Below are 22,287 nucleotides of genomic sequence, written 5' to 3' on the forward strand. Positions count from 1 at the left end.
AAAAAAATAGTGAAACCAGTTCCAGACAAGCAAATAACAGCCCATTTGAACAGCAAACAGCAAAAAAAGAACCCTACAGGCGCCCGGACTCGATCGCGCCTTTTGTCCGAGCGCTCACTGCTGGTGGGACTGGGTTGCCTTGCCAGTCTGGGACTGCTCAGCAAAGGCATAGTGTGGGCCCAAGCCGAAACTCCGCCAGCAGAACAAGCCGTCTCAGGCGCAGCAGACCTCCAGCCATTATTTGAAGCTCCTCTCCCGCCCCCGGAACCCGAATTCAGCCAAGCAGAGCCAGAACCAGACCCTGCACCGCAGGCAGAAGTTCCGCCGTCCGAGCCTTTCGATGCCAAACCGCCGTCCGAGCCGGAGTACGCCAGCGAACCACCTCCGACCAAATATTATCTGCCGGAGCCCGCGCTGATTCCCCTGCCAGAAGCGACGGCCCAGGAGCCGCCTTTTGAAGCGCCAGTGAACCCAGCCCATGCTGAAACCGACCAAACAGACTACAGCGTTGGCGCTACCAGCGACTACGAAGCACCAACAAGAATAGAGTTTGCAGAACGATCGACCGGCTGCCAAGGAGGGTGCGCGCCTCCTCCTGTTTCCGAGCCAGTGACGGCAGATGCAGGAGAACCCAACTACAGACAGGAAACTCCGATCGCAGACGACGGCTATATTGCAGCCCCTCCTCCTCGAAATCTGCCAGAAAGCCTTCCAGACAATGTTCGGGAAACTGCGGCCGGAAATAGTAGCGGGAATCCTCTGAGTAAAATCGGTGAAGCCGTTCAACAAATAGGCAGCAAGCCTTGGGGCGGTTCACACCCGCCGGAATCTGCTTACGCACCCCCGGGCTACTCCGCAGGCGCTGGATACTCAGCTAACCCCGGATACTCAGCTAACCCCGGATACTCAGCTAACCCCGGATACTCAGCTAACCCCGGATACTCCGCAGACGCTGGGTATTATGCAGACGCTGGGTATTCTGCCGGATCTGGATCTTACGGCGGCGGCGCTCCAGCGCCCAGCATGGGACTCGGGCCGGTTCAAGTCGGTGCGGTTAGTGTCAGCAGCGGCAGCAATACCGGTTTTGCTTACTACAATCTCACGCCGCGTCCCGCAGGCCTGCCCGGAAATGGCAACAGCAGCCTGCTGTTTCCGCTATCTATTGCTGCTGAAATTACTTCGCCGTTTGGGTGGCGGACTCATCCGGTCATGGGCTACGGCAGGTTTCACACCGGAACTGACTTGGGGGCCCCGATGGGAACGCCCGTACTGGCGGCCTATGCGGGTCAAGTGGCGATCGCCGATTGGTTGGGCGGCTACGGTTTGACGGTGGTTCTCAACCACAACAAAAAGTCTCAAGAAACTCTCTACGGCCACCTTTCGGAACTGTTTGTGAAACCGGGAGAATGGGTGAAACAGGGAGAGACGATCGGCCGCGTCGGGAGTACGGGAATGTCTACAGGGCCTCACCTCCACTTCGAGGTCAGGCAAATGACTGACCAAGGTTGGGTGGCGATCGACCCTGGCTCTCAGCTAGAATTCGCTCTGGCAAGAATGATCGGCACTTTGGAAACCGTCAAAGTACCGCAAATGCCGAAAATGGTGGAAATACAAACGGCTAGCGGACTCAAGGATTTAGAAAACGATCTGCCCCAGCTTCCACCTCTGCCGCTGGGAATGGACATCGAAGTTCACAACCTCCAGCCGCCATTCCCCGAACTGTTAAAAGCTGACACTTCTAAGCCCAAAGATGCCGAAGCAGTCAAACCCAAAACTCAGAAGCAAGCTAGCAGGTAAAAATGGCGGCTTGGCTGAATTAATTTTCTTGTGCAACGGTCGAAAAGCCCACCCCACAAGAAAATTGATGTTTTGTGCAACGAGCACTCCTAGCCTGTTGCTGAGCATGGTGCAAGATGTGTTGATATCAGATCAGATCGATTTCTCGTTACCAGAAAAAGCCTGGTAACGAGGAAAAACCGATAAAAAGTGGTAACTTGCAGCTTATGCTAATAGCGCAGCATTTGTGGGAATTAATTTTATTTCTGATTATTGTAGTCGGGCCAATTCCCTTAAGCTTGTCTCTTGCCTTCGAGAATCAAAACGAAAATAATAACTATTCATTTCCCCATTTTCTCCTCGTACTCCTGACGGGATGGAGCATTGCACAAGTTTGTATCGGCTTGATTTTAGGAAGTGCCGATCGCCTAAATATTGCTGCGGTGATTATAGCAGAAATTCTGATTTGTGCGATCGGCTTAATCCCGATCTATGCCAAAAACCACAAAACTTTTACCTTCTCGCAGTGGCAGATTCCCAAACTCAAGCAACCTCTGGGCCAATCAGAATTCCTAATTATTGTTGCCACCGCTGTTGCAGGATTTTTGCTGTTGGAAACTCTCGCAACCCAACCCACAACCAATTATGACTCATTGTGGTTTCACCTGCCTGCGATCGCCCGATGGTATCAAACCCATTCATTTACATTATTAGATGCTGCCGGAAATTGGATTTTTGAACAAGAGCAAGCTAAAGTATATCCGTACAATTGGCACGTTTTATCTGTTTTATGCTTAATCCCATTCAAAGAAGATTTTCTCGCAGCTTTTCCGCTGCTAATTGCCTGGGTACTTGAGGGAATTGCCGTCTATCTATTGAGCGTAAAATTTGGAGCCACCCGAATTCACGCTATGGCAGCATCATCTTTAGTCTTGACAGTACCGATGGTGCTCAACCAAGTTAATACCATTCATCCAGACTTACCGCTAGCTGCAATATTTACAGTCGGTTTATATCTGGGTTTATCCTATCACAGCAGCCGATCGCCATCCGAACTCTCCCTCTTTTTAGCAGCCGCAGGAATGCTAGCCGGAATCAAAATCACCGGGATAGTCTATGCTGCCTCACTTTTAGGAGGATTAGCAATATTAGAAATTCAAAGATTCACCCTTAATCAAAATGCCACACCCGCTAATTTTAGAATTCGCCGCTTTATCAAACCAGTCTTGCTGTGTGGCATAGCTTGTTGCTTGTTGTTAGGAGGTTTTTGGTATGCGAGAAACTTGCTGCACGTCAATTATCCTGTCGGCGATGCCGGCGAGATTAAAGTTCCCTTACAGCCTGTTCCCTTACCGTCTCCCGTACCTGGGCCAGCACCTCCGGTAAAGCAGCCGTCAGCTTCGCCGTCTTTCAAGATTTGGCAAAGCACTTTAGCAGCTCAATTTAATCCCAGCAATATTTCCCACTGGCAAACTCTAGGCTTACAAATTATCATTAGATTGCAACTGCCCTTTTTGGCGATCTCACTTCAGGTATTGGCAGCGCCTCTGGCTTTGATAGAAGGTAAAACCAAAATAATCAATCAAAATAATATCATTTTAATGATACTTCTCGCCAGCACAGGAATTCTGTATTTAATAACACCTTACACCTCCGGTACTGCGGGAGAGTCGATCGGTCAAATCAGCCCTTATCTCGGTTTTAATCTCAGATACGGCTTTCCCTTTTTAAGCGTACTCGCCATCGCAGCAGCAGCTACAGCAACTCTCTTGAAAACTCAAAATCTAGTTGTTCGGCGCGTGGTTTTGGTTAGTGGTTTGTTCGGAATTACTAGCAACACATTTTTTGATTATATTAAAAATGCTTCTTTTACGGGAGATAGTATTGTCTGGGGAAGTTTGTTGATTGACAGTTTTAAGTCTGAGCCAGTAGAAGCTATTAATAGTATCGGCAAAATTTTAGCACCCAGTTGGCAATATATATTACGAGATTCGATATTTTATATTGTGTCAGTGACGCTGGCTGCGATTTTATGGAAAAGAAATCCTGGCTTAGGATGGCTTAATCATTTATTTAATACCCGCAAAAAAACAATTTACACAGTGATAATTGGTGTGTGTATAGGATTGATATTAATTGGTCATTGGAGGGAAAACCGAGATGTTGCTCGCACAGAACTGTATCGCGGCATTTACGAGTATATTGATAAAAATACAGTAGCAGGTGAAAGAATAGGCTTCTTTTTAAGTTCCCGCAGCTACCTGTTTTACGGGAGAAATTTGGACAGACAAGTCTTATATGTGCCGTTTAAAGCCGATCGACTTTCGGCATGGATTGACAAACTCCGCCAAAATAAAATTAGGACTGTAGGATTCGGGCCCCTGACTGAGACAGACGCAGCTACCAGAAAAGCTCTATCTTGGCTGACAAGTGCCCCGGGCCCGCTGCAACCAGTTTTCGGGAAAGATTTTAATACTGAGTCGGTGCTGTATCGCTTGAAAAATTAAAAGTTATTAGTTATCATGAACCAAGCTAAAACTCTATTTTCAATTATTGTTCCAACTTACAATCGCCCCGAGCAATTAGCGGCGTGTCTTCAGTCTTTTGTTGAACTTGAATATCCGCGCGATCGCTTTCAAGTTATCGTCGTCAATGATAGCACCGAAATATCTCTAGAATCAACAGTTTTTCCCTTTCAAAACCAGTTAAATCTGCTACTTTTAACACAACAGAATTCAGGGCCAGCCATAGCAAGAAATACTGGCTCTTTTGCAGCCACAGGCAAATTTTTAGTATTTACAGACGATGACTGTACTGCTGCCACAGACTGGCTGCAAACTCTAGAAACTCGATTTGCCAAAACACCAGACTGCTTAATCGGAGGTCGAATTATTAACGCACTTCCTGATAACATATATTCTACTGCCAGCCAGCAATTAATCGATTACCTTTACAGTTACTATAATGCTATTCCCGATCGCGCAAAATTTTTCACTTCCAACAATTTTGCCCTTCCGGCTGACTTATTTCAAAAAATCGGCGGCTTTGGCAGTTTTTCCTTCTCTGGAGAAGATCGAGAATTTTGCCATCGGTGGCTCAATTCCGGCTATGGCGCGGTTTACGCTCCCGAAGTTATAGTCTATCATGCCCACAAACTGACACTGCACAAATTTTGGCAACAGCAATTCAATTACGGTAAAGGTGCTTTTTTGTTTCAGCAAGTTACTTCTAAAAGTGTGGCTAAGGGAAAACTGCAACATCCGTCATTTTATCTCAATTTGCTAACTTATCCGTTAGTTCGCACAGGGGGTATTCAAAAGCTATTAATCGCAGGATTGTTTTTGGTTTCGCAGGTGGCAATTGTAGCGGGTTTGTTATGGCAAAAAAACAATCCTGTTGAGGAATAGATTTGGATTGTTGAACCGCAGAGAGCGCAGAGAGCGCAGAGAGAAAAGTAAGATTTAGTAGGTGCGTCAGCTTTGAGTGGTCGATTATTGATAGAATAATTCGCTGGTGACGCACCCTACAACTTTATTCTTTAGTCCGCGGAGGCGGACTTCGTTTCTGTAGTAGCGGTTTCAACCGCCGAGTTCTGCTATTAAATAAATCCGTGTTCTGCTAAGAATTCTGGTGTAATACCTCCCAAACTGTTGATTGCAGGGGTTTCTTCCCAAGGTTCGGGAGGCGATTTTGAGCCGCTGCGGAGAAATTTGGCGACATATTTGCCCAGAATATCTGCTTCTAAATTAACTAAACTTCCTGGTTGCAAATAACTGAGGTTGGTCTCGGAAAAACTGTGGGGAATTACGGCAATTTCAAACCAATTGCCCTCAGCATCGCAATCTGCCACGGTTAAGCTGATGCCGTTGACGGCGATACTGCCCTTGGAAACGATGTAAGGTGCGATTTGGCGCTGCCATCCCAAATTAGCTGCTGGTGGGGCTGCGAACCGCATCTCCCAAGCGTTGGCGCTTTGGGTTGATGTCACCAAAGAGCCGATCGCATCTACGTGTCCCGTTACGAAATGTCCCCCCAATTTGCTACCCGCGCGCAGAGAGGTTTCTAAGTTGACCCAAGCATCGGGAAATGCTCCTAAAGTAGTACGGCGCAGGGTTTCCGGGGAAGCGACGGCGACAAAACCTTGCGGCAGAACTTCCACTACCGTCAAACAGACTCCATCCACGGCTACGCTGTCCCCAACGGCTAAATCTTGTAAAATTTGGTAGGAGTTGCTGGAGGTGCAAGAAATTTGAAAATAATCGTTGCCTAGCGACTTCAGCTTTCCGAGAGATTGAATTAGTCCTGTAAACATCAGTATTTTTCCGTAGTCGATCGCTTATTTACATCAAACCACAGGCACAAACAAACCAGAAATACCAGCTTTTGTCTTCCCGCTGTTCCTCTTCTTGTGTAGAGTCAATCTCAAATCTCAAATCTCAAATCGACAGTCCCCGATTCGTTGCAGATTCAGGCGAAGATCGAGTCATACTGGATTTAGGTAATTTTTATGTCCAAGTTCTCCACTGCCTTACAGTTTCTTAATTCTATGAGGCCGATCGAATGATTGAAATGAAAGTCGCTGGAATTGCCTTAGATGCAGCCACGCGCAGTCCTATTGTCCTATTGAGAGACGCTACGGAGCGACGCGCTTTGCCTATTTATATCGGTCAGGAGCAAGCAAAGGCTATTATTAGCGCTCTCGAAGGCCACAAGCCTCCTCGACCTTTAACTCACGATCTGATGGTCAATTTCTTAGAGGCCTGGAGTCTTACCTTGGAGCGCATAGTTATTCACTCGCTGCAAGATAACACGTTCTATGCCGTGCTGATCGTCCGTCAGGGAGAAGTTAAAAAAGAGATCGATGCCCGACCCAGCGACGCGATCGCCCTAGCCCTGCGAACGAACTGCCCCATCTGGGTGATGGAAGAAGTAGTCGCGGATGCTTCCATACCGGTCGATCGAGATGCTGATGAAGCGGAACGCCGGGCCTTCCGGGAATTTATCTCAAACCTCCGTCCAGAGGATTTGATCAAGAGAAGCGGCTTCAGCCCGGGCGAAACTTCCTAACATTTATGCGCTATCGACGGTTTGGCAAAACTAACTTGCACCTGTCCGTATTTTCCTTGGGAACCATGCGCTATTTGGCTTCTGAGGAAACTGCCTGTCAGACTGTACAAGAGGCTGTGTCTCAGGGAATCAATCACCTGGAAACGGCGGCGGGTTACGGTTGCAGCGAGGAATATCTCGGTGCGGCCCTTTCGGCTGGTTTGTCTGTCGATCGATCGCGCCTCCACGTCACCACGAAAATTTCCCCAACCGAGGATGCTGCTGCAATGGAACGCTGCATCGACGCCTCCCTCAAACGCCTGAATTTAGACTATATCGACTGTCTGGCAATTCACGGTTTGAATGCTTGGGAACATTTGGCGATTGTGCGATCGCCCACAGGCTGCATGGAATCTGTACGCAAAGCCCTCGCCGATGGTCGCATTCGGCACGTCGGCTTTTCGACTCACGGGCCTCTGGATCTGATTTTGGCTGCAATCAATACAGATTTATTTGAATTTGTCAATCTGCATTATTACTATTTTTTTCAGCGCAACGCCCCGGCAATTGAACTCGCCAAAGACAAAGATATGGGCGTTTTCATCATTTCCCCGGCAGACAAAGGAGGGCAACTCTACACGCCCCCGGAAACTCTCGCACAATTGTGCTCGCCTTTCTCGCCTTTAGAGTTGAACTATCGGTTTTTACTGAGCGATACTAGGATTGGGACTCTAAGTGTGGGGGCTGCAAATGCGACAGAATTAGAGCAACCTCTGAAATATTGCGATCGCGACTTTCCCCTCACCAACGCCGAAATCGCTGCGTTCGATCGGCTAGAATCGGCTATTGCAGCCAGTTTGAAAACCGACAAATGCAGCCAGTGCTATGCCTGTTTGCCTTGCCCGGAAAACATCAACATTCCCGAAGTATTGCGGCTTCGCAATCTCGCCGTCGGGTGCGACATGACTGACTTTGGGAAATACCGCTACGCCATGTTTGAAAATGCCGGACACTGGTTTCCCGGCAGCAAAGGCAACCGCTGCACCGATTGCGGCGAATGTTTGCCCCGGTGTCCCGAAGAGTTAGACATCCCAACTTTGCTCAAAGATACTCACCAGCGACTGGGCGGCAAAGCAGGCAGGCGGTTGTGGGATTGAAAAAAAGGTGAAGCAGGGAAAAGGTCGATCGAGCGGATCTAAGTTTTGCAATAATTACGTTAAACTTTGGTTTAAGTAAATTTACGATACAGTCGATCGAAAAATTACTTAGTCTGGCGACTGTCTGCGGGCATTGGTGTCAACTTAACGTCTTATCTAGTATCGGTCAACTGTTTGAGTTCATAGTCTTCCAGATCCCCCCTAACCCCCCTTAAGAAGCAGGGTGGTTTTATTGTGAGGAGAAGAAAACTGAAACGACAGAAAGCACCGCTCAAAGCTCGCGTCTGGGACGCAACTGTTATATTAATTAATAAAGGTACGTAGTTGGGCTTTAGCCCTCTTTAGACGTATATATAAAGAGGGCTAAAGCCCAACTACGTACCTATTTCTAGGATGACAATTAATCCACCCTGCCTAACCCCCCTTAAGAAGCAGGGGACAAGAGCGTCAAAGTCCCCCTTCTTTAGGGGGATTTAGGGGGATCGAGATTCGGCTATCAACGAGAGATACAAAAGGTTTTAGTCTTAAGTTGACACCAATGTCCCCTGTCTGCTCCCAACAAACTTTAAATAGGAGCCGACAGTGTATGTAAAAACAACTAAGGATCGTGGATTAAATAACTTCCGTAGGTTGGGTTGAGGAACGAAACCCAACAATCAAGCGTGGGGTTGGGCGGAGTGAAACGGAGGGTTCGTTCCTCAACCCAACCTACAAAAAATGCAAGTTATTTAATTCTCATTCCTAAATAACAAAATCTGATTTAACAGCGAGAAACCGATTTTTTTGAAAATACCCCAGTCATTTTCTTGCTTTGTTGCACCAAGCGAGAGCGAAAAATTTTATGATGAGTAATTAACCGAATTCGATCTAAAATCTAAAATCCAAAATCTAAAATCTAAAATTGATTGATTGATTGTTTTCCAGATTAATTTATCGCCTGTCATCTATAACCGATTCAGCATCTACTACTATGGATCAAACTCAGTTAAACGACAGCAAGCCAAATTGTCTGCAGCCAACTGAAGTTGCGACTTCCGAAAGATTTAAAACAGCTTTCAAGCCGTCCACTTACAACTTGTCCGTCACCAGAAAACAGTTAATTGGACTGCTGGCGTTACAAACAATCTTGCCAGTCGGACTAACGGGAGCAGCACTTTGGCTAACATCGGCAGTTGGAAGCAGCGAACTGCAAAATCAAGCTAAATCAGAACTGAGCCTTAGTGAAATTAACTACAATCTCAAACTCGATCGCGCCGCCGACCGTTTGCAAAACTCTTCTGACAGCAAAACGATCGCCCAAACAGCTTTAGCTTACAACAGCGGTAAAACAATATCATATTTGCGAAAATCTGTCAAGCAAATTCTGGAAAATCAAGTCAAAACAGGAGCAATACACAGTGCAGCTTTAGTGGGGAAAGATGGAAAGATAATTGTTAGCGTTAATCTCAACCAGGAGGGACAAAGTTTTAATCCTCGCAACTTAACCGATCGAGTATTAGCAAAAAAAGAGCCAATTACGGCCAGCAAAATTCTCGCTAAATCGGCAAATCAAAAACAATTGCCAACTTTGCAACCGGAATTGAGCGAACGTGTCCTTGTGAATTACGCAGAAATTCCCGTAAAAAATCCCAAAAATCAGACTGTTATTGCTGCTTTATTTTTAGGAACAAATCTGAGCCAACTCCCGATGGTTTCCAGTAGCGAAACCGTCAATTCACTCGTCGGATTTTACGCTATTTATGCACCACTTAATGAGGGCAAATATGTCTTGGTAAGCGGACAAAATGTTACGAAAAATCAACTGTTGCCAGACTTACAGTGGATGGACAGATCGCTACTGAGCTCTGCACGCGCCGCCGATGGCAAACCAGTTGCTCAGCAAATAAAAATAGGGAATCAGACTTATACAGTAGCAGCAAAATCTCTGAATAATTTAGCCGGAAAACCCGCAGTAATTTTAGTCCGGGGCATCCCCAAAACCTCGATCGAAACTTGGTGGGGCAACAACTGGCTGCTGGCACTGTCTGCAGCAGCCGTTTTCCCCTTCGCCTTGGCCGTTGCAATCACGCGCCGGATTGCCAAACCCGCTAACTCAGATTTATCAACAGCAGATGGGAATTGGGCATTTAACTCCATCGGCGAACCGCAGCAGCGATCCCGGAATTTGGATCTAATTTATGACAATTTAAATTTCGGCGAATTTCCCGATTTATTTCCCAAAAAATCTAGTTTAGACGGTAAATTAGCGGTCGATTTTCGATATAAAAAAACTGCGGGCGATCGCCCGATCGCAAATCCCCACATCCCGCTCGCTTTCCAACCCCTAGAATTGCCCGAAAACTCCGTCTCAAATCAGTCGCGGCCGGCAAATACAGAACTAGAAAAAAGCGCGATCGCCTTAAATCAAGTCCAGGAAGCTTGGCAAGACTTAAATCGCCTCAACTTGGAATTGCAGCCCGAAATACTCGATCGCCAAAACACTCAAAAAGCCCTGCGAAAGAGCGAAGCACTGTTGCAAGCGATTTTAGACAACTCAACAGCAGTGATTTACATCAAAGATGTTGACGGAAAATACCTCCTCACCAACCGCCATTTTGACAATTTGTTCGACATCGCAAAAGAGCAAATAACAGGCAAAACCGACGGCGAGATTTTTCCCGACGAAGACAAAGCAACAGCCTTGCGAGAAAACGACCTGAAAGTTCTCGAATCTTCCTCGCCCCTAACCATCGAAGAAATCATCCCTCAAGACGACGGCCCGCACACTTATATTTCTCTGAAATTTCCCCTCTGCAACTCCGAAGGCACAGCTTATGCAGTCGGTACAATTTCTACAGACGTGAGCGATCGCAAACTTGCCGAACTCACCCTAGAAAAGGCCAAAGCAGAACTAGAAATAGAAGTCGAACAGCGCACCATATTCCTCAAACAAGCCAACGAACTCTTGCAGTTTGAACTCGCCGCCAAAGTCCGCGGCGCGATCGCCGTCAGACAAATGACCTCTCAGGTAGCGCGACACGCCAGAACAGTTGACGGGATTCTCGGCGCTTCTCTTGACCTAATTTTTCTAGTGGATCGATCGGGAAAATACACTTACGTCAGTCGCACCGCCGCTCAAGCTGCCGGCATGAACCCCAGAGAAATGATTGGCAAAACCTGGCAGGAATTAGGCTGGTCGCCAACAATTATGCAGCGGGTTCACCAACAATGCGACGGCATATTTGCCACAGCCGAGCCCGTGAAAGGCGAAGTAATTGTCCCCACGGCAAGCTGGGGAACCCGCGACTACGAGTACATTCTCAGCCCGCTTTGTGCGACTGACGGCAGCGTCGAAGCGGTGGTGGCGACGCTGCGGGATATCACCGAACGCAAAGACGCTGAGGAAGCGTGGCAGTTGGCCAAAGAAGCCGCAGAACTCGCCAACCGCGCCAAGAGTGCTTTTCTGGCAAACATGAGCCACGAGTTGCGGACTCCCCTGAACGCGATTATCGGCTACAGCGATATGCTGGTGGAAGATGCCGAAGAGTTAGGCAACTTCGAGATAGTCTCGGATTTAGACAAAATTCGCACTGCTGGCAAACACTTGCTGCGGCTAATTGACGACATTCTCGACATTTCCAAAATTGAAGCTGACAAGATGGAGATTTACCTCGAAAGCTTCGATGTCGGCGGCTTAATCGAGGAGGTGGTAACAACCATCAAACCGCTAATGGATAAAAACGGCAATACTTTGCAAGTATTGACTTCTGACAATATCGGCGCGATGCACGGCGATTTGATGAAAGTGCGGCAGGTAATTCTGAATTTGCTCAGCAATGCTGCTAAATTTTCGGCTAATGGGGCGATCGCACTTACTGTCGAAAGAATTACCAGCGAAGAATTAAAAAATAAATATCAACCGAGAGTTGCTCAAATGTTAATTTTGGATGCAGAATTTTTAATTTTCCGAGTGACGGACACGGGCATCGGCATGACACAAGAGCAGCAAGAGCGACTGTTCCAACCTTTCACTCAAGCCGACAATTCAACTACTCGCAAGTACGGCGGTACTGGTTTGGGACTGACTATCAGCCAGCGTTTCTGTCAGATGATGGGCGGCGACATTGAAGTTACTAGCGAGTTAGATTGCGGTTCTACTTTTACTGCTTGTCTGCCTGCTTCATTGTTTAGGCGATCGGAATTTTAACAACAATTGTGCCGGTTCGCAGTGCGTAGGTTGGGTTGAGGAACGAAACCCAACATTTTCGCTACAATTTTCTTGAACTAAACCGTATTGGATTTAACTGGTTCCCAGGCTCCAGCCTGGGAACCTAAATCTAGAGGCTCTGCCTCGCTTGGAAACATGGAGGCACAGCCTCCGGAATCTGCATTACTAGGCTGGAGCCTAGTAACGAGTAATTTAAAATTATCTGCGTTTATCCGTGTTTATCTGCCTTACATCTGCGGTTTCTGTATCAATGAATGATTTATGCAATTTTGTCTAATAATTATGATGAATTACCACAAAAAACGCCACGAAAATCAAGTTTCCCGTCGCAAACACGGCATTTTGACAAAAAGTTTATTTTTGTTCCCGATCGCCTGTTATGCGTGCCTCGGAGCCTTGCTGTCGGGACAATCTGCGGCATTTTCCCAGCAGCCGGCTTGTCCGGCTGGCAACGCTGCTAATTTACCGTCGCCCCCGCTTTCGCAAACCGAAAAAAGCGTGCCGAGTCTGTGGTTAGCTCAAAAACTCTATGGCGGAAAATTGCTCGATCGCTGGTTTGTCGATCCCGGCAATACTTGGGTAATTATCATAGTTAACCGCCAACTTTGGAGTTTGCTAGATTATATGGAACGCTATCAGTTTGTCAACCGCTTTGGCACTGTCGCCAGCGAATACGGTTACAATGTGCGAGTTTGCAACCGTCAAGGCACAGCTTTGGCAGTTTATTCGTGCAAGGGCGATCGGCGCTTCTGTCGCATTGATTTAGAATCTCTCTCAAATCCCGGCCTCCGAGGCAAACTCAAAGGCTTTTAGTAGAGTGCGTCAGCTAGAGAGATTTTTGGGATAATCGATAAATCAAGAGCTGACGCACCCACATTTTAGCTGATAAATGCGGTTTATAATTCGTATAAAAAAATGAAAACAAACCTTGAGCTTCCTGCTGAATTAGAACCTTTTCGCCAAGAAATTGAAAGTTCAGAAAAGCCTGTTATCAAAATCACTTACGAACGAAAGGCGACTGATTTCTGGTCAAGCAAATTTGGCGGAGTGCCTTACTTGCCGAAAGGTTACGATTTTCCCAAAGATAGTGATGGAAAATATATGCACCTTTTGGCACAACTCAATTTTGAGGAAATCTTTGCCCAAGTGCCATATTTAGCCCCTTTTCCCAAACAAGGAATTTTGCAGTTTTATATCGGTGAGACAGATTTGTATGGCATGGATTTAGACAATTTTGACAACCAAAAAGATTTTAAAATATTGTATTTTTCCGAAATTGACACAAATAATTGTCAAACAGATTTTGCTTTTTTGTTGGATCTTTCTGAGAGGTATTCAACTTTAAACAATCAAAAACTTAGTGCGTTGCAATTTGTTTATAAAAATAATTCTCCAACTGATAATCTTTTTAATGAGCATATTTTTGAACATTATTCACCTTTAAAGCACGAATATGTGAATAATTCGCCAGAATGTTTGGCTTTACAGTTTAGTCCTGACAATGAGTGGGTTTGCCCAGAAGACTATCAAATTAATAACATTTTGGAAGCACAAAAAGTTAAACAATTATTTGAGGTAATGAGTGCAGATGATTACAAAATATTTGATTGGTATTATGCTAATTTATACGAAATTCACCATAAAATAGGGGGATACGGCTACTTTCCGCAAACTGACCCTCGTGAGTATAGTCCGCAATACAAAGACCATAAAGTTGTACTATTACACATGATTAGTGATGATGAGATTTGTTGGGGTGATTGTGGAGTAGGTAACTTTTTGATTCGTGCTGAGGACTTAGAAAATTTAGATTTTTCTCAGGTGATTTATAATTACGGTTGTTCTTAAAATTAAAATACTAACTATTCAACCAATGCTATTTTTTTATTTTTCTAAGGTACGTTGTTGCGCTTCAGCGCTCTTTGGAAGCATCTCATTTTTGTAAAAAGTATTTTTTCTTTGAATAATGTCCCGCTCGCCTATTGTACAATACGGGAGCGGGGACAGCACTATAAATGCAAAACTGCTCCTTGCTCCTTGCTCTTTCATAGATAAAAGAGCGCTGAAGCGCAACTACGTACCTCAAACTGCTCCTTGCTTCCTGCTCTTTCATAGATAAAAGAGCGCTGAAGCGCAACTACGTACCTCAAACTGCTCCTTGCTCCTTGCTCTTTCATAGATAAAAGAGCGCTGAAGCGCAACTACGTACCTCAAACTGCTCCTTGCTCTTTCATAGATAAAAGAGCGCTGAAGCGCAACTACGTACCTCAAACTGCTCCTTGCTCTTTCATAGATAAAAGAGCGCTGAAGCGCAACTACGTACCTCAAAACGTAGTGAAATTTTAGCCTTTCACTACTTGCCGAATTTCTTGCCAGAGCGATCGATATTGCTGAATCCCCGCATCCCCAAACGGCAGCAGAAAGTCGCTAGCAGCAAGAATCTTAGCATCCGGCAACAACACAGAATTAGTGCGAACAGCTTCCGGCAAATCCTCGGGTTTCATGCCGACAATTATCGGCGAACTAGCCTTAGCCAGCAAAGATAATTGAGGAGCAATCCGAGGCTGCAAACAAAAATCAATCCATTTTTCCACTAACGAAACTGGATTCCCCGATGCTGGTTCTACCCACAAATCAGTCCAAAGTGCAGTTCCCGAAACCGGAATTACTAAAGCAATATCCTTTTGAGTTTGCAGCAGCGGCAGCAAGTCGCCAGAGGAACCTACTGCCAACCAAGTATCGCCTAAAATCAATGGTTGCAGGTAAGCATCAGAACTATAAAGTTTAACTTGTTGGTGCAGATTTGCGAGTTCTTTTTTGAGATTAGGGACTCGATCTAATTGCTGCGTATTGTAAGATTTTCCGAGTTTTTTTAATGTTAAACCGATAACTTCTCTAGCACTGTCGGGCAGAGAAATTCGATCGCGCAATTCGACTCGCCACAAGTCACTCCAATCTGTCGGAGTCCACCCCAAAGCCTTAAATTTGTCGGTTCGATAGGCAATTACTGTACTTCCCCAGCGGTAAGGTGCGCCCCAAATTTTACCTTTAGGATCTAATTGACCGTCATCGTTGCGCCTGACGAGTTTTTGCCATCTTTCGGGCAATTTCGACCAATTAGCAAACTTAGCAGGATCGATCGGCTTAATCAATTTTTGCCGAATTGCCAAAGTCAGCCAGTAATCTCCCAACATCACCAAGTCAGCTTGATTTTTTGATTTGGGAACCTGTTTCCACTCCTGCAATAGGGCGAATAATTCTTTTAATTGTGGTTCTTGCGTTACCTGCAAAAGGGGAGACGGTTGTACATCGCGGCTAAATTTGCTTGCCAGTTGGGCCGGAATACCGTTTTTGAGCGATCGAATTTTGAGAATGGGCTTCGAGTCGCACCCTGCCGCCAATTGACTTAAAGTTAGGGTGGCGGCCCCCAATAGCAAAGACCTTCGTTTCACCTGTGAACCCGCTTTTCTAAATATTGACCGATCGTTTTGTGTTCTGCGGCCCGGAAAATAATTGTTTGTCGAGTCCGGTAGTTGGCGCCGATTTGTTTTATTTTTTCCTCAAACACAGAGCCATTGTACTCGGTTCTGCTGCGCTGTGAGTCTGTTTTGCTCTTGCCCTGATTTTACCTTCTACCTTGTCGATCGAGCTTTCGGATGCCGACAACTCCGTCAACTTAACGCCTGATTTGTCTGCGAAAAGTTCTTTTGAGCGAATTTTGCTCGCCCCCGTTGGCGATCGATTGCATCTGTGTTACATTTTTTAATATAACGAAACAAGGAGAGCGTTGCCCTCTGCCGCTGGATGACGCTTTTTACACAAGCGAAGTGAAAAATCCTGTTTAAATCCGCGACAGCTTAATAACTAAAAATCCACTATTCTGAATCCTGAAAGCGCTGGCTAGAGCCAAGTCAATCTAATAGGACGCTCCGCGATCCGACTCTCAGAAACCTGATGTTTTAACTCTGATTGAAGGTTTGAACGAAGTATGGGGGTTAAAAAACTAGGTTTCTGCGTCCAAAACTATCTAAAACTTCAAATCTCAAATCTCAAATCGACTCACGAATGGCGATCGATTATCTTCAGCCTGGCTTCCTAAATCTACCGTCAGGATTGGGAACACAACAATTACGTCAAAAATTAAATAATTTAGTGATAAATCCGAGTTATGTAAAGATTTCCCTTATTATGTAAAGATATAAGTTACGAGCCAAAGGATGATTGTATGGAAGCGCTCCGCCAGCAAGTTACAGCATTGACCCAAAAAGTCGATGCCCTCTACAAACTCATAGAAAACCTCAATGAAAAGCTATTGGAGTCCGCCAAGGAGACGAAGCTGACCCAGCAGCATAGAAAGGACTGCTCTGGAACGGTAGGAAATGACCAAACCTCGCCCTGTCAAAGCTACAGCAATCTCGACGGACTGCTGGAACACAAGGACATACTGTTAGATGACAGCTACTTCGACAAGAATTCTCAAAGCGTGGAAAAAGAGCTGAGCGCAGAGATTCAAATCCAGCGCCTGACCGCTCAGCTAACAGCAGCTTACAATCGAATTGCCGCCTTGGAAGAACAGTTGCTCTCCAAAAGAATGCACTCGCAACAGGTAGGCGGGTCTAATTAAATATTGCTAGCCGGGATCGGGCATTAATCCTAGAAGAGATACAAGTTGCGTTGATTTATGCTCGTCTACTTATAGAGTCATTGCATAGAGTTTTTTCTGTCGCGCAATTAGCAGGCGGAATACTGCATCAAAGCAAGATATTGTGTAGAAATTTCTGTAACTGTGAGAGCAAAAATGTTACAGAAAGTGATATAATTATTCAGCCAAAACGAAGCTGGTTGAGCAGCACAACTAGCTTCGCAGCTCGATCGGCACATCTGAATTTTTAAGGTTTAATTCCTCAAAGTCCCGGACGCACAGAAAACTAAAAACCGGGTTTGCGAGTCTATTCGTCGCTGCAAAACCCCGATATTTTAAGTAAAAAACGGGTTTTTGGCATCGAGGACTTTCTAAGGTTTAATTTCACACCTGCGCCGTGCTAAAGCTTCAACAGCTTGGAGGAGTTGAGTAGGAGTCCAATTTACAGCCAAGCCACTGGCGATCGCACACGCTCCGGCACCGACACCTTCCTTAACACAGCCGCGATCGTAAGCTTGCAGTTGCCCGTAGCGAGATCCAGCAAAACTTAGCTGCGCGGCCAACAGAGGCACACCGCCGATATCATTAGCGAGTCCTACAGTGTCTCCTGTAGGGTCTTCTGCCACCCAGCGCGTAGTCCCCACCGCAACTTGTTCGGGACACCATAGCAGAGCATATTCACGGGCTAAGGCTTGGATCAAAGCGTACACTGCCAGCATTTGCGTGCCCCCGGCCAGGAGTACCCCGCAAGTCCGACTCGCGGCGATCGCCATTCCCGCCACCGCTATTTGCATCGGATCGCCCACCGCCGCCACCAATTCCAGGGGAGTGCTGTTTTGTCCGCCAATTTCCCACTCAGCATGATTGAGTCCCGCTGTCACCGCAGCCAATTTTTGAGCGTGATTGCAGCGAGGATGAGAACTGTTAACCTTGCCCGCCGCTGCAATACCCAAACCCATTAACACGCCCAAAGCAGTAGTTGTTCCCCCAACTACGCACTCCCCTAAAATTAAATAGCTGCCATTAGTTTGAGCGGCCAATTTAGCTCCCCAAATTAATCCTTGTTCCAGCAAATGTTTGACGGTTTCGAGTTCTAAAGCATTCCCAGAAATCAGACACTTTGCCGGAGTGCCGCCCAAATCAATTGCAGGTACGGGAGGCGGGAGGGGCAAACCAGCATTTAATAGGTAAAGGGGAAGTTCCAAAGCTTCGACTACAGCGCGAGATATCAGTACCGGCGAGGCACCCGCTTCTAGGGGCGGCAAAGGATATTGAGGGGACGGTTGGGGGCCGTTATACAAAAATTCTGCATCGGCCAAACAAGTAAATTGTCGATCGTGCGGCGTTGCTCCTGCTGCTGAAATCCCCGGAATTAAGCCTGTCGCGGTAAATCCTAACACGCAGGCAAATATCGGTTTTCGTCCCCGATAGCGATCGAGCCACCGCTGACCCTGTTCGATTTCTGTATAAATATGAATCATAATTAGTCAGTAGTCATTAGTCATTAGTCATTGATTATTGGTTATTGGTTATTGGTTATTGGTTATTGGTTATTGGTTATTGGTTTGATGTCCTCTAAAAAGTATCTTTATTCTCTGCAACTTCATCTAATATCGATCTAAATGAGTTAATCTGTACTTGGGTTGACGGCGAGCGTAAATATTCGCAATAATCAACATGGTTAAATGACATATTTACATATATAGCAATCCTAAATGATTTGCTGGCATTATACCCGAGCTTTCTGGCTCGCACTGCAAGGATTCTGGTCTCGCTCGAGAGAGGCGGCTGATGCGAGGATTGCTATAGGTTGTTGGATATATCTAATAACAGAACACTTAGAAATACCCTTTAAATTAAGTTATCAATTCCGCACTTAAGGGTCAATGTCAAAAGCGATCGCTAGTTTCCCCCAGTCACTCCCCCAGCTTGACCTCTGAGTACAAAAATTACTCCCGTCATAATTAGCGCCACCCCTACCAACCGCAGTGGCGGCAAAGGCTCGTGAAATATAAGTTTGCCGCCTACAACAGTAAACAGGTAACTAATTGATAGTAAGGGCGAGACTATGCTAAGGTTTGCCCGCGACAAAACTACAATAAAGCCGATCGAAGAAATTGCATACAAAGAAAGACCACCTACTATCAACGGCTGGGTAGCCATTGCTATAATTTTTTCCATTAAATTAGCAGTGCCAATGGGCCCTAATATTTTAGCTCCTGCCTTGAGACTGAATTGACCTGCCACGCCGCACAATATTGCAGCAAGCAATAACATAAAAACGCTTCTATTCATAAGTTTACTAACCTATAGTACAATCAAAAATTGCCGTTCCCAAAAACCTAAAAAACTTTAATTAAGTTTTTTAGGTTTTATTCACCACTAATATTTTAAGCAGAGATACGGGAAAATCAAGTATGGTCGATCGCGATCGAGAGTTGAACAAATCTATGGCAGAACAGACCAACCAAAGCGGAGAATACACTCTAGAACTATCGATACTCATGCCTTGCCTGAACGAAGCAGAAACTTTAGAAATCTGCATCGAGAAGGCGCAGAAGTTCCTGCGCGAACTTGATATTGTCGGCGAGGTCATCATAGCAGACAACGGCAGCACTGACGGTTCTCAAGATATCGCTACCAGAATGGGAGCGAGAGTCGTACCCGTAGCAGCCAAAGGCTACGGCAGCGCCCTCATGGGAGGCATCATCGCAGCGCGCGGAGTTTATATTATCATGGGCGATGCTGACGACAGCTACAATTTTTCCAACCTCGGCGCTTTTGTCAACAAATTGCGAGAAGGTTTCGACTTAGTAATGGGAAACCGCTTTCAAGGGGGCATCAAACCGGGTGCAATGCCGCCGCTGCACAAATATTTAGGAAATCCGGTGCTGACATGGGTTGGGCAATTATTATTCGCGAGTCCAGTCGGCGATTTTCACTGCGGATTGCGGGGTTTTAGAAGAGACTCAATTTTGAAACTCGACTTGCAAACAACGGGGATGGAATTTGCTAGCGAAATGGTCGTCAAAGCATCTCTGTACACATTGCGGATAACTGAAGTTCCCACCGTACTCTCTCCCGACGGCCGCAGCCGGCCGCCGCACTTGCGAACTTGGCGAGATGGCTGGCGACACCTACGATTTCTGCTGCTTTACAGTCCCCGGTGGCTGTTTTTGTATCCGGGTGTAGCGCTGATAATTTGGGGTTTAATTGTCGGCATTTGGCTATTACCTGGTACTCAAAAGATTGGTAGTATTAGCTTTGATGTACACACGCTGCTGTATGCTGCGATCGCAATTATCATCGGTTTTCAAGCAGTAACTTTCGCTTTCTTCACCAAAGTTTTCGCCATCAGTGAAAAACTGCTGCCCGAAGACCCTAAACTCAACAAAATATTTCGCTATGTCACCTTAGAGACAGGATTAATTGTCGGAGTCACGCTGATTTTTATCGGAATAGTTGGCTCGTTCTTGTCATTAACTATCTGGAGAGAAACAGCTTTCGGTTCTCTCGACCCTTCTAAAACTCTGCGTTTGGTTATTCCCTCGCTCACTTGCCTGACTGTCGGTTTGCAGATGGTTTTGTCGAGCTTTTTTCTCAGCGTGCTGGGGTTGAAGCGTAAGTGATAAGCTGTTGCGGTATTTAAATTGTCTGTCAAAAAACAATCAAACAATGAGTGGGGAGTAGGAGTTGGGCGTCCCGCCCGCAGATCGCGTGCAATTTAAATGCGCGACAGCTTATTTATCCTCAAAATAGTTGTGTTTTTGTTTCCTATTATAGTGGTTCTCAAGTGAGTGAGGTATTCACAAATCAATGAACAATTCCAAAATCTAAAATCTAAAATCTAAAATCTAAAATCTAAAATCTAAACCTGTACCTCATCTATCAGAGAAAGGCTATAGATACCCCCTTTATTTCTTAGTCGTTCGATCGATAGTTTGGATAGGATCTGTTTCAACCGCCGAGTCTGATAGCAGTTTTCAATCGGATGAAATACAGCTTTAGACACCGCGAGTGCCTAAGTCCCTAGCGGATATCTACGATCGAGCTTTTGGATTAATTACCCCTGCAAATTAGGTTCAGAGGCTCGGCGCACTTTGCCTACCGTACTCACGACATCCACCAGCATCTTGAGTGCGATGTCTTTACCAGGGCAAATCCGTCCCGCACTCCGATCGCCCACTGAATGAAAGCCCATATGAAAAGGGCACAGGTTCTCCCGCTTAGCGTTGAATTCGTATACCGTAGAGCCCCAGAAACTCTCGTCTAGCAGCCCCAAACTGAGCGGTATCAGTACCTTGGTTCCGGCGGGGAAAGTGCGCTCTTTGCCCGCTACCGTTGCGGTGAAAGGCTCTGTCGCGACTCGGTGGGTGGCGCTGACGGGGGCCCAGAGGCGGGCGCATTCCAGGAGGAACAGCTCGATCGACTCGCGATCGTCCAAATCGAGCTCATCCCAAAAATCAGTCGGGTTAATTTCGGCCGTCTGCTGTCCTTTATAGGCGGGGAGAGGGCGGTATCCCATTGCCGTGCAGCCTAGCTGCAGGGGGCCTTGCATTCCCGCTATCCCCATAATCGATGTCATCAGCTTCGCCAATTCCCGTTTAGTCATGCCGTTGTTTTCCGAGCTCTCCTCGAAGTCGGCTAAAGCTGGAGAATTTTCATAGATAGTCGCTGCACGCTCGATTAGAGCGGACAAATTACCGTGTCCAAAGAGGTTCAGGCTTTGCAACAGGTTGCCGATGACGGCGAAGTAGTGCAGCGGGCTTTGGCGGGTGTAATGCAATTCGGTGAGAAGTTCGATCGACTCTGAATCGTCTGGATTAATCCCAAAGATGACGTAGTGCAGGTATCTGACTAAAAATCCCATCCAACCCCGCTTGACATCGGTAAAAAACGCTCCCCCCGCACCGTGCGACATCTCGGCATAATCTGCGGCTAGCCGATCGAGCAACCGTCTGCAGATTTCGTCTCCCTGGCGATCCGTTGTCGCACTGTTGAACAGATATTTCTGCATACAGCTTCGGAATGCTGCGTGGTTGCTGCTACCGTCAGGTTCGCGATCGGACAAAGACAGCAGGAAAAGGTTCCTACCGCCGACATCTTGGTTGGGCGCGCGATCGGGATCGAGTACAGAAGTACCGAGCCGCCATCCGCGCGCCTGGGGCGATGTGAGTGCTTTTTCCAGCGTTGCAAACTCTCCCATCACGACTTGCCCCGCGCAGCAAAAATTGGCTCCGAAAGCCAGTCTTTTTACTTGCAAATAGGTGGGTTCGTTGGCAATCAAACCCTCAATAAGACTGACGATCGGCAGGAACGTTTTGCTGAGACTTTCTTCCGGGTTTTGCAAAGTCCAAGTCTGAAACTCATGCAGGGCTGGGTTCATAAACGATGAAAAGACACTATCTAAATTTAGGTTCGTCATAATTCAGATACTTTTTGCTAAAAGTTACTAACAA

Annotated in this window: 16 protein-coding genes; 10 read left to right on the forward strand and 6 right to left on the reverse strand. The window is 46.4% G+C overall.

Annotated elements, in window-relative coordinates:
- Positions 1 to 9 precede the first annotated feature (9 nt).
- From QUA56_RS08510 to QUA56_RS08520, 3 genes are all read left to right on the forward strand, one after another.
- Positions 10 to 1,797: a peptidoglycan DD-metalloendopeptidase family protein gene (locus QUA56_RS08510; RefSeq protein WP_333355792.1), complete on the forward strand. Its 1,788-nt coding sequence runs from the start codon at positions 10 to 12 to the stop codon at positions 1,795 to 1,797.
- Between the two features lie 206 nt (positions 1,798 to 2,003).
- A complete protein-coding gene (locus tag QUA56_RS08515) occupies positions 2,004 to 4,283 on the forward strand; it encodes a hypothetical protein (protein WP_333355795.1) in 2,280 nt (759 codons plus the stop codon).
- Positions 4,284 to 4,298: 15 nt separating this feature from the next.
- Positions 4,299 to 5,183 carry a glycosyltransferase gene (locus QUA56_RS08520; RefSeq protein ID WP_333355798.1) on the forward strand — a complete coding sequence of 295 codons (885 nt, stop codon included), beginning with the start codon at positions 4,299 to 4,301 and terminating at the stop codon, positions 5,181 to 5,183.
- Positions 5,184 to 5,374: 191 nt separating this feature from the next.
- On the opposite strand, the gene ribE is transcribed toward QUA56_RS08520, so the two are convergent.
- A complete protein-coding gene (ribE, locus tag QUA56_RS08525; protein ID WP_333355801.1) occupies positions 5,375 to 6,088 on the reverse strand; it encodes a riboflavin synthase in 714 nt (237 codons plus the stop codon).
- 248 nt (positions 6,089 to 6,336) lie between these two features.
- On the opposite strand from ribE, the gene QUA56_RS08530 reads away from it, so the two are divergent.
- The 5 genes from QUA56_RS08530 (at position 6,337) to QUA56_RS08550 (ending at position 14,034) form a co-directional block, all read left to right on the forward strand.
- Entirely contained in the window at positions 6,337 to 6,843 is a 507-nt protein-coding gene (locus QUA56_RS08530) for a bifunctional nuclease family protein (RefSeq protein ID WP_333355803.1), read from the forward strand.
- A 5-nt stretch (positions 6,844 to 6,848) separates the two neighbouring features.
- Positions 6,849 to 7,979 (forward strand): aldo/keto reductase, encoded by a 1,131-nt coding sequence (locus QUA56_RS08535; protein ID WP_333355806.1) that lies wholly within the window; start codon positions 6,849 to 6,851, stop codon positions 7,977 to 7,979.
- 970 nt (positions 7,980 to 8,949) lie between these two features.
- A complete protein-coding gene (locus QUA56_RS08540; protein WP_333355809.1) occupies positions 8,950 to 12,165 on the forward strand; it encodes a PAS domain-containing protein in 3,216 nt (1,071 codons plus the stop codon).
- A 303-nt stretch (positions 12,166 to 12,468) separates the two neighbouring features.
- On the forward strand, positions 12,469 to 12,999 hold the full coding sequence (locus tag QUA56_RS08545) for a hypothetical protein (RefSeq protein ID WP_333355813.1): 531 nt from the start codon (positions 12,469 to 12,471) through the stop codon (positions 12,997 to 12,999).
- A gap of 102 nt (positions 13,000 to 13,101) precedes the next feature.
- Positions 13,102 to 14,034: a YwqG family protein gene (locus tag QUA56_RS08550; RefSeq protein ID WP_333355816.1), complete on the forward strand. Its 933-nt coding sequence runs from the start codon at positions 13,102 to 13,104 to the stop codon at positions 14,032 to 14,034.
- 494 nt (positions 14,035 to 14,528) lie between these two features.
- On the opposite strand, the gene QUA56_RS08555 is transcribed toward QUA56_RS08550, so the two are convergent.
- A complete protein-coding gene (locus tag QUA56_RS08555; RefSeq protein WP_333355818.1) occupies positions 14,529 to 15,638 on the reverse strand; it encodes an extracellular solute-binding protein in 1,110 nt (369 codons plus the stop codon).
- Complete coding sequence (locus QUA56_RS08560) at positions 15,635 to 15,754, reverse strand: hypothetical protein (protein ID WP_333355821.1); 120 nt, start codon at positions 15,752 to 15,754, stop codon at positions 15,635 to 15,637. The genes QUA56_RS08555 and QUA56_RS08560 overlap by 4 nt, the downstream gene beginning before the upstream one ends.
- 657 nt (positions 15,755 to 16,411) lie before the next feature.
- Here QUA56_RS08560 and QUA56_RS08565 point away from each other — a divergent pair.
- Positions 16,412 to 16,810, forward strand: a complete 399-nt coding sequence (locus QUA56_RS08565) for a hypothetical protein (RefSeq protein WP_333355824.1) — start codon at positions 16,412 to 16,414, stop codon at positions 16,808 to 16,810.
- A gap of 389 nt (positions 16,811 to 17,199) precedes the next feature.
- On the opposite strand, the gene cobT is transcribed toward QUA56_RS08565, so the two are convergent.
- Together cobT and QUA56_RS08575 are read right to left on the reverse strand one after the other, a co-directional pair.
- Positions 17,200 to 18,309 carry a nicotinate mononucleotide-dependent phosphoribosyltransferase CobT gene (gene cobT / locus QUA56_RS08570; RefSeq protein ID WP_333355826.1) on the reverse strand — a complete coding sequence of 370 codons (1,110 nt, stop codon included), beginning with the start codon at positions 18,307 to 18,309 and terminating at the stop codon, positions 17,200 to 17,202.
- 421 nt (positions 18,310 to 18,730) lie between these two features.
- The gene (locus QUA56_RS08575; protein ID WP_333355829.1) at positions 18,731 to 19,123 is read right to left on the reverse strand and encodes a transporter; all 393 of its coding nucleotides are present in this window, start codon (positions 19,121 to 19,123) and stop codon (positions 18,731 to 18,733) included.
- Positions 19,124 to 19,245: 122 nt separating this feature from the next.
- Between QUA56_RS08575 and QUA56_RS08580 the strand changes: the two genes are divergently transcribed.
- A complete protein-coding gene (locus QUA56_RS08580; protein ID WP_333355832.1) occupies positions 19,246 to 20,457 on the forward strand; it encodes a glycosyltransferase family 2 protein in 1,212 nt (403 codons plus the stop codon).
- 434 nt (positions 20,458 to 20,891) lie between these two features.
- Here the strand turns inward: QUA56_RS08580 and QUA56_RS08585 are convergent, their stop codons facing one another.
- A complete protein-coding gene (locus QUA56_RS08585; RefSeq protein ID WP_333355834.1) occupies positions 20,892 to 22,253 on the reverse strand; it encodes a cytochrome 450 in 1,362 nt (453 codons plus the stop codon).
- Positions 22,254 to 22,287 lie beyond the last annotated feature (34 nt).

The sequence above is a fragment of the Microcoleus sp. N3A4 genome, assembly GCF_036701805.1.
Classification (GTDB): domain Bacteria; phylum Cyanobacteriota; class Cyanobacteriia; order Cyanobacteriales; family Microcoleaceae; genus Microcoleus.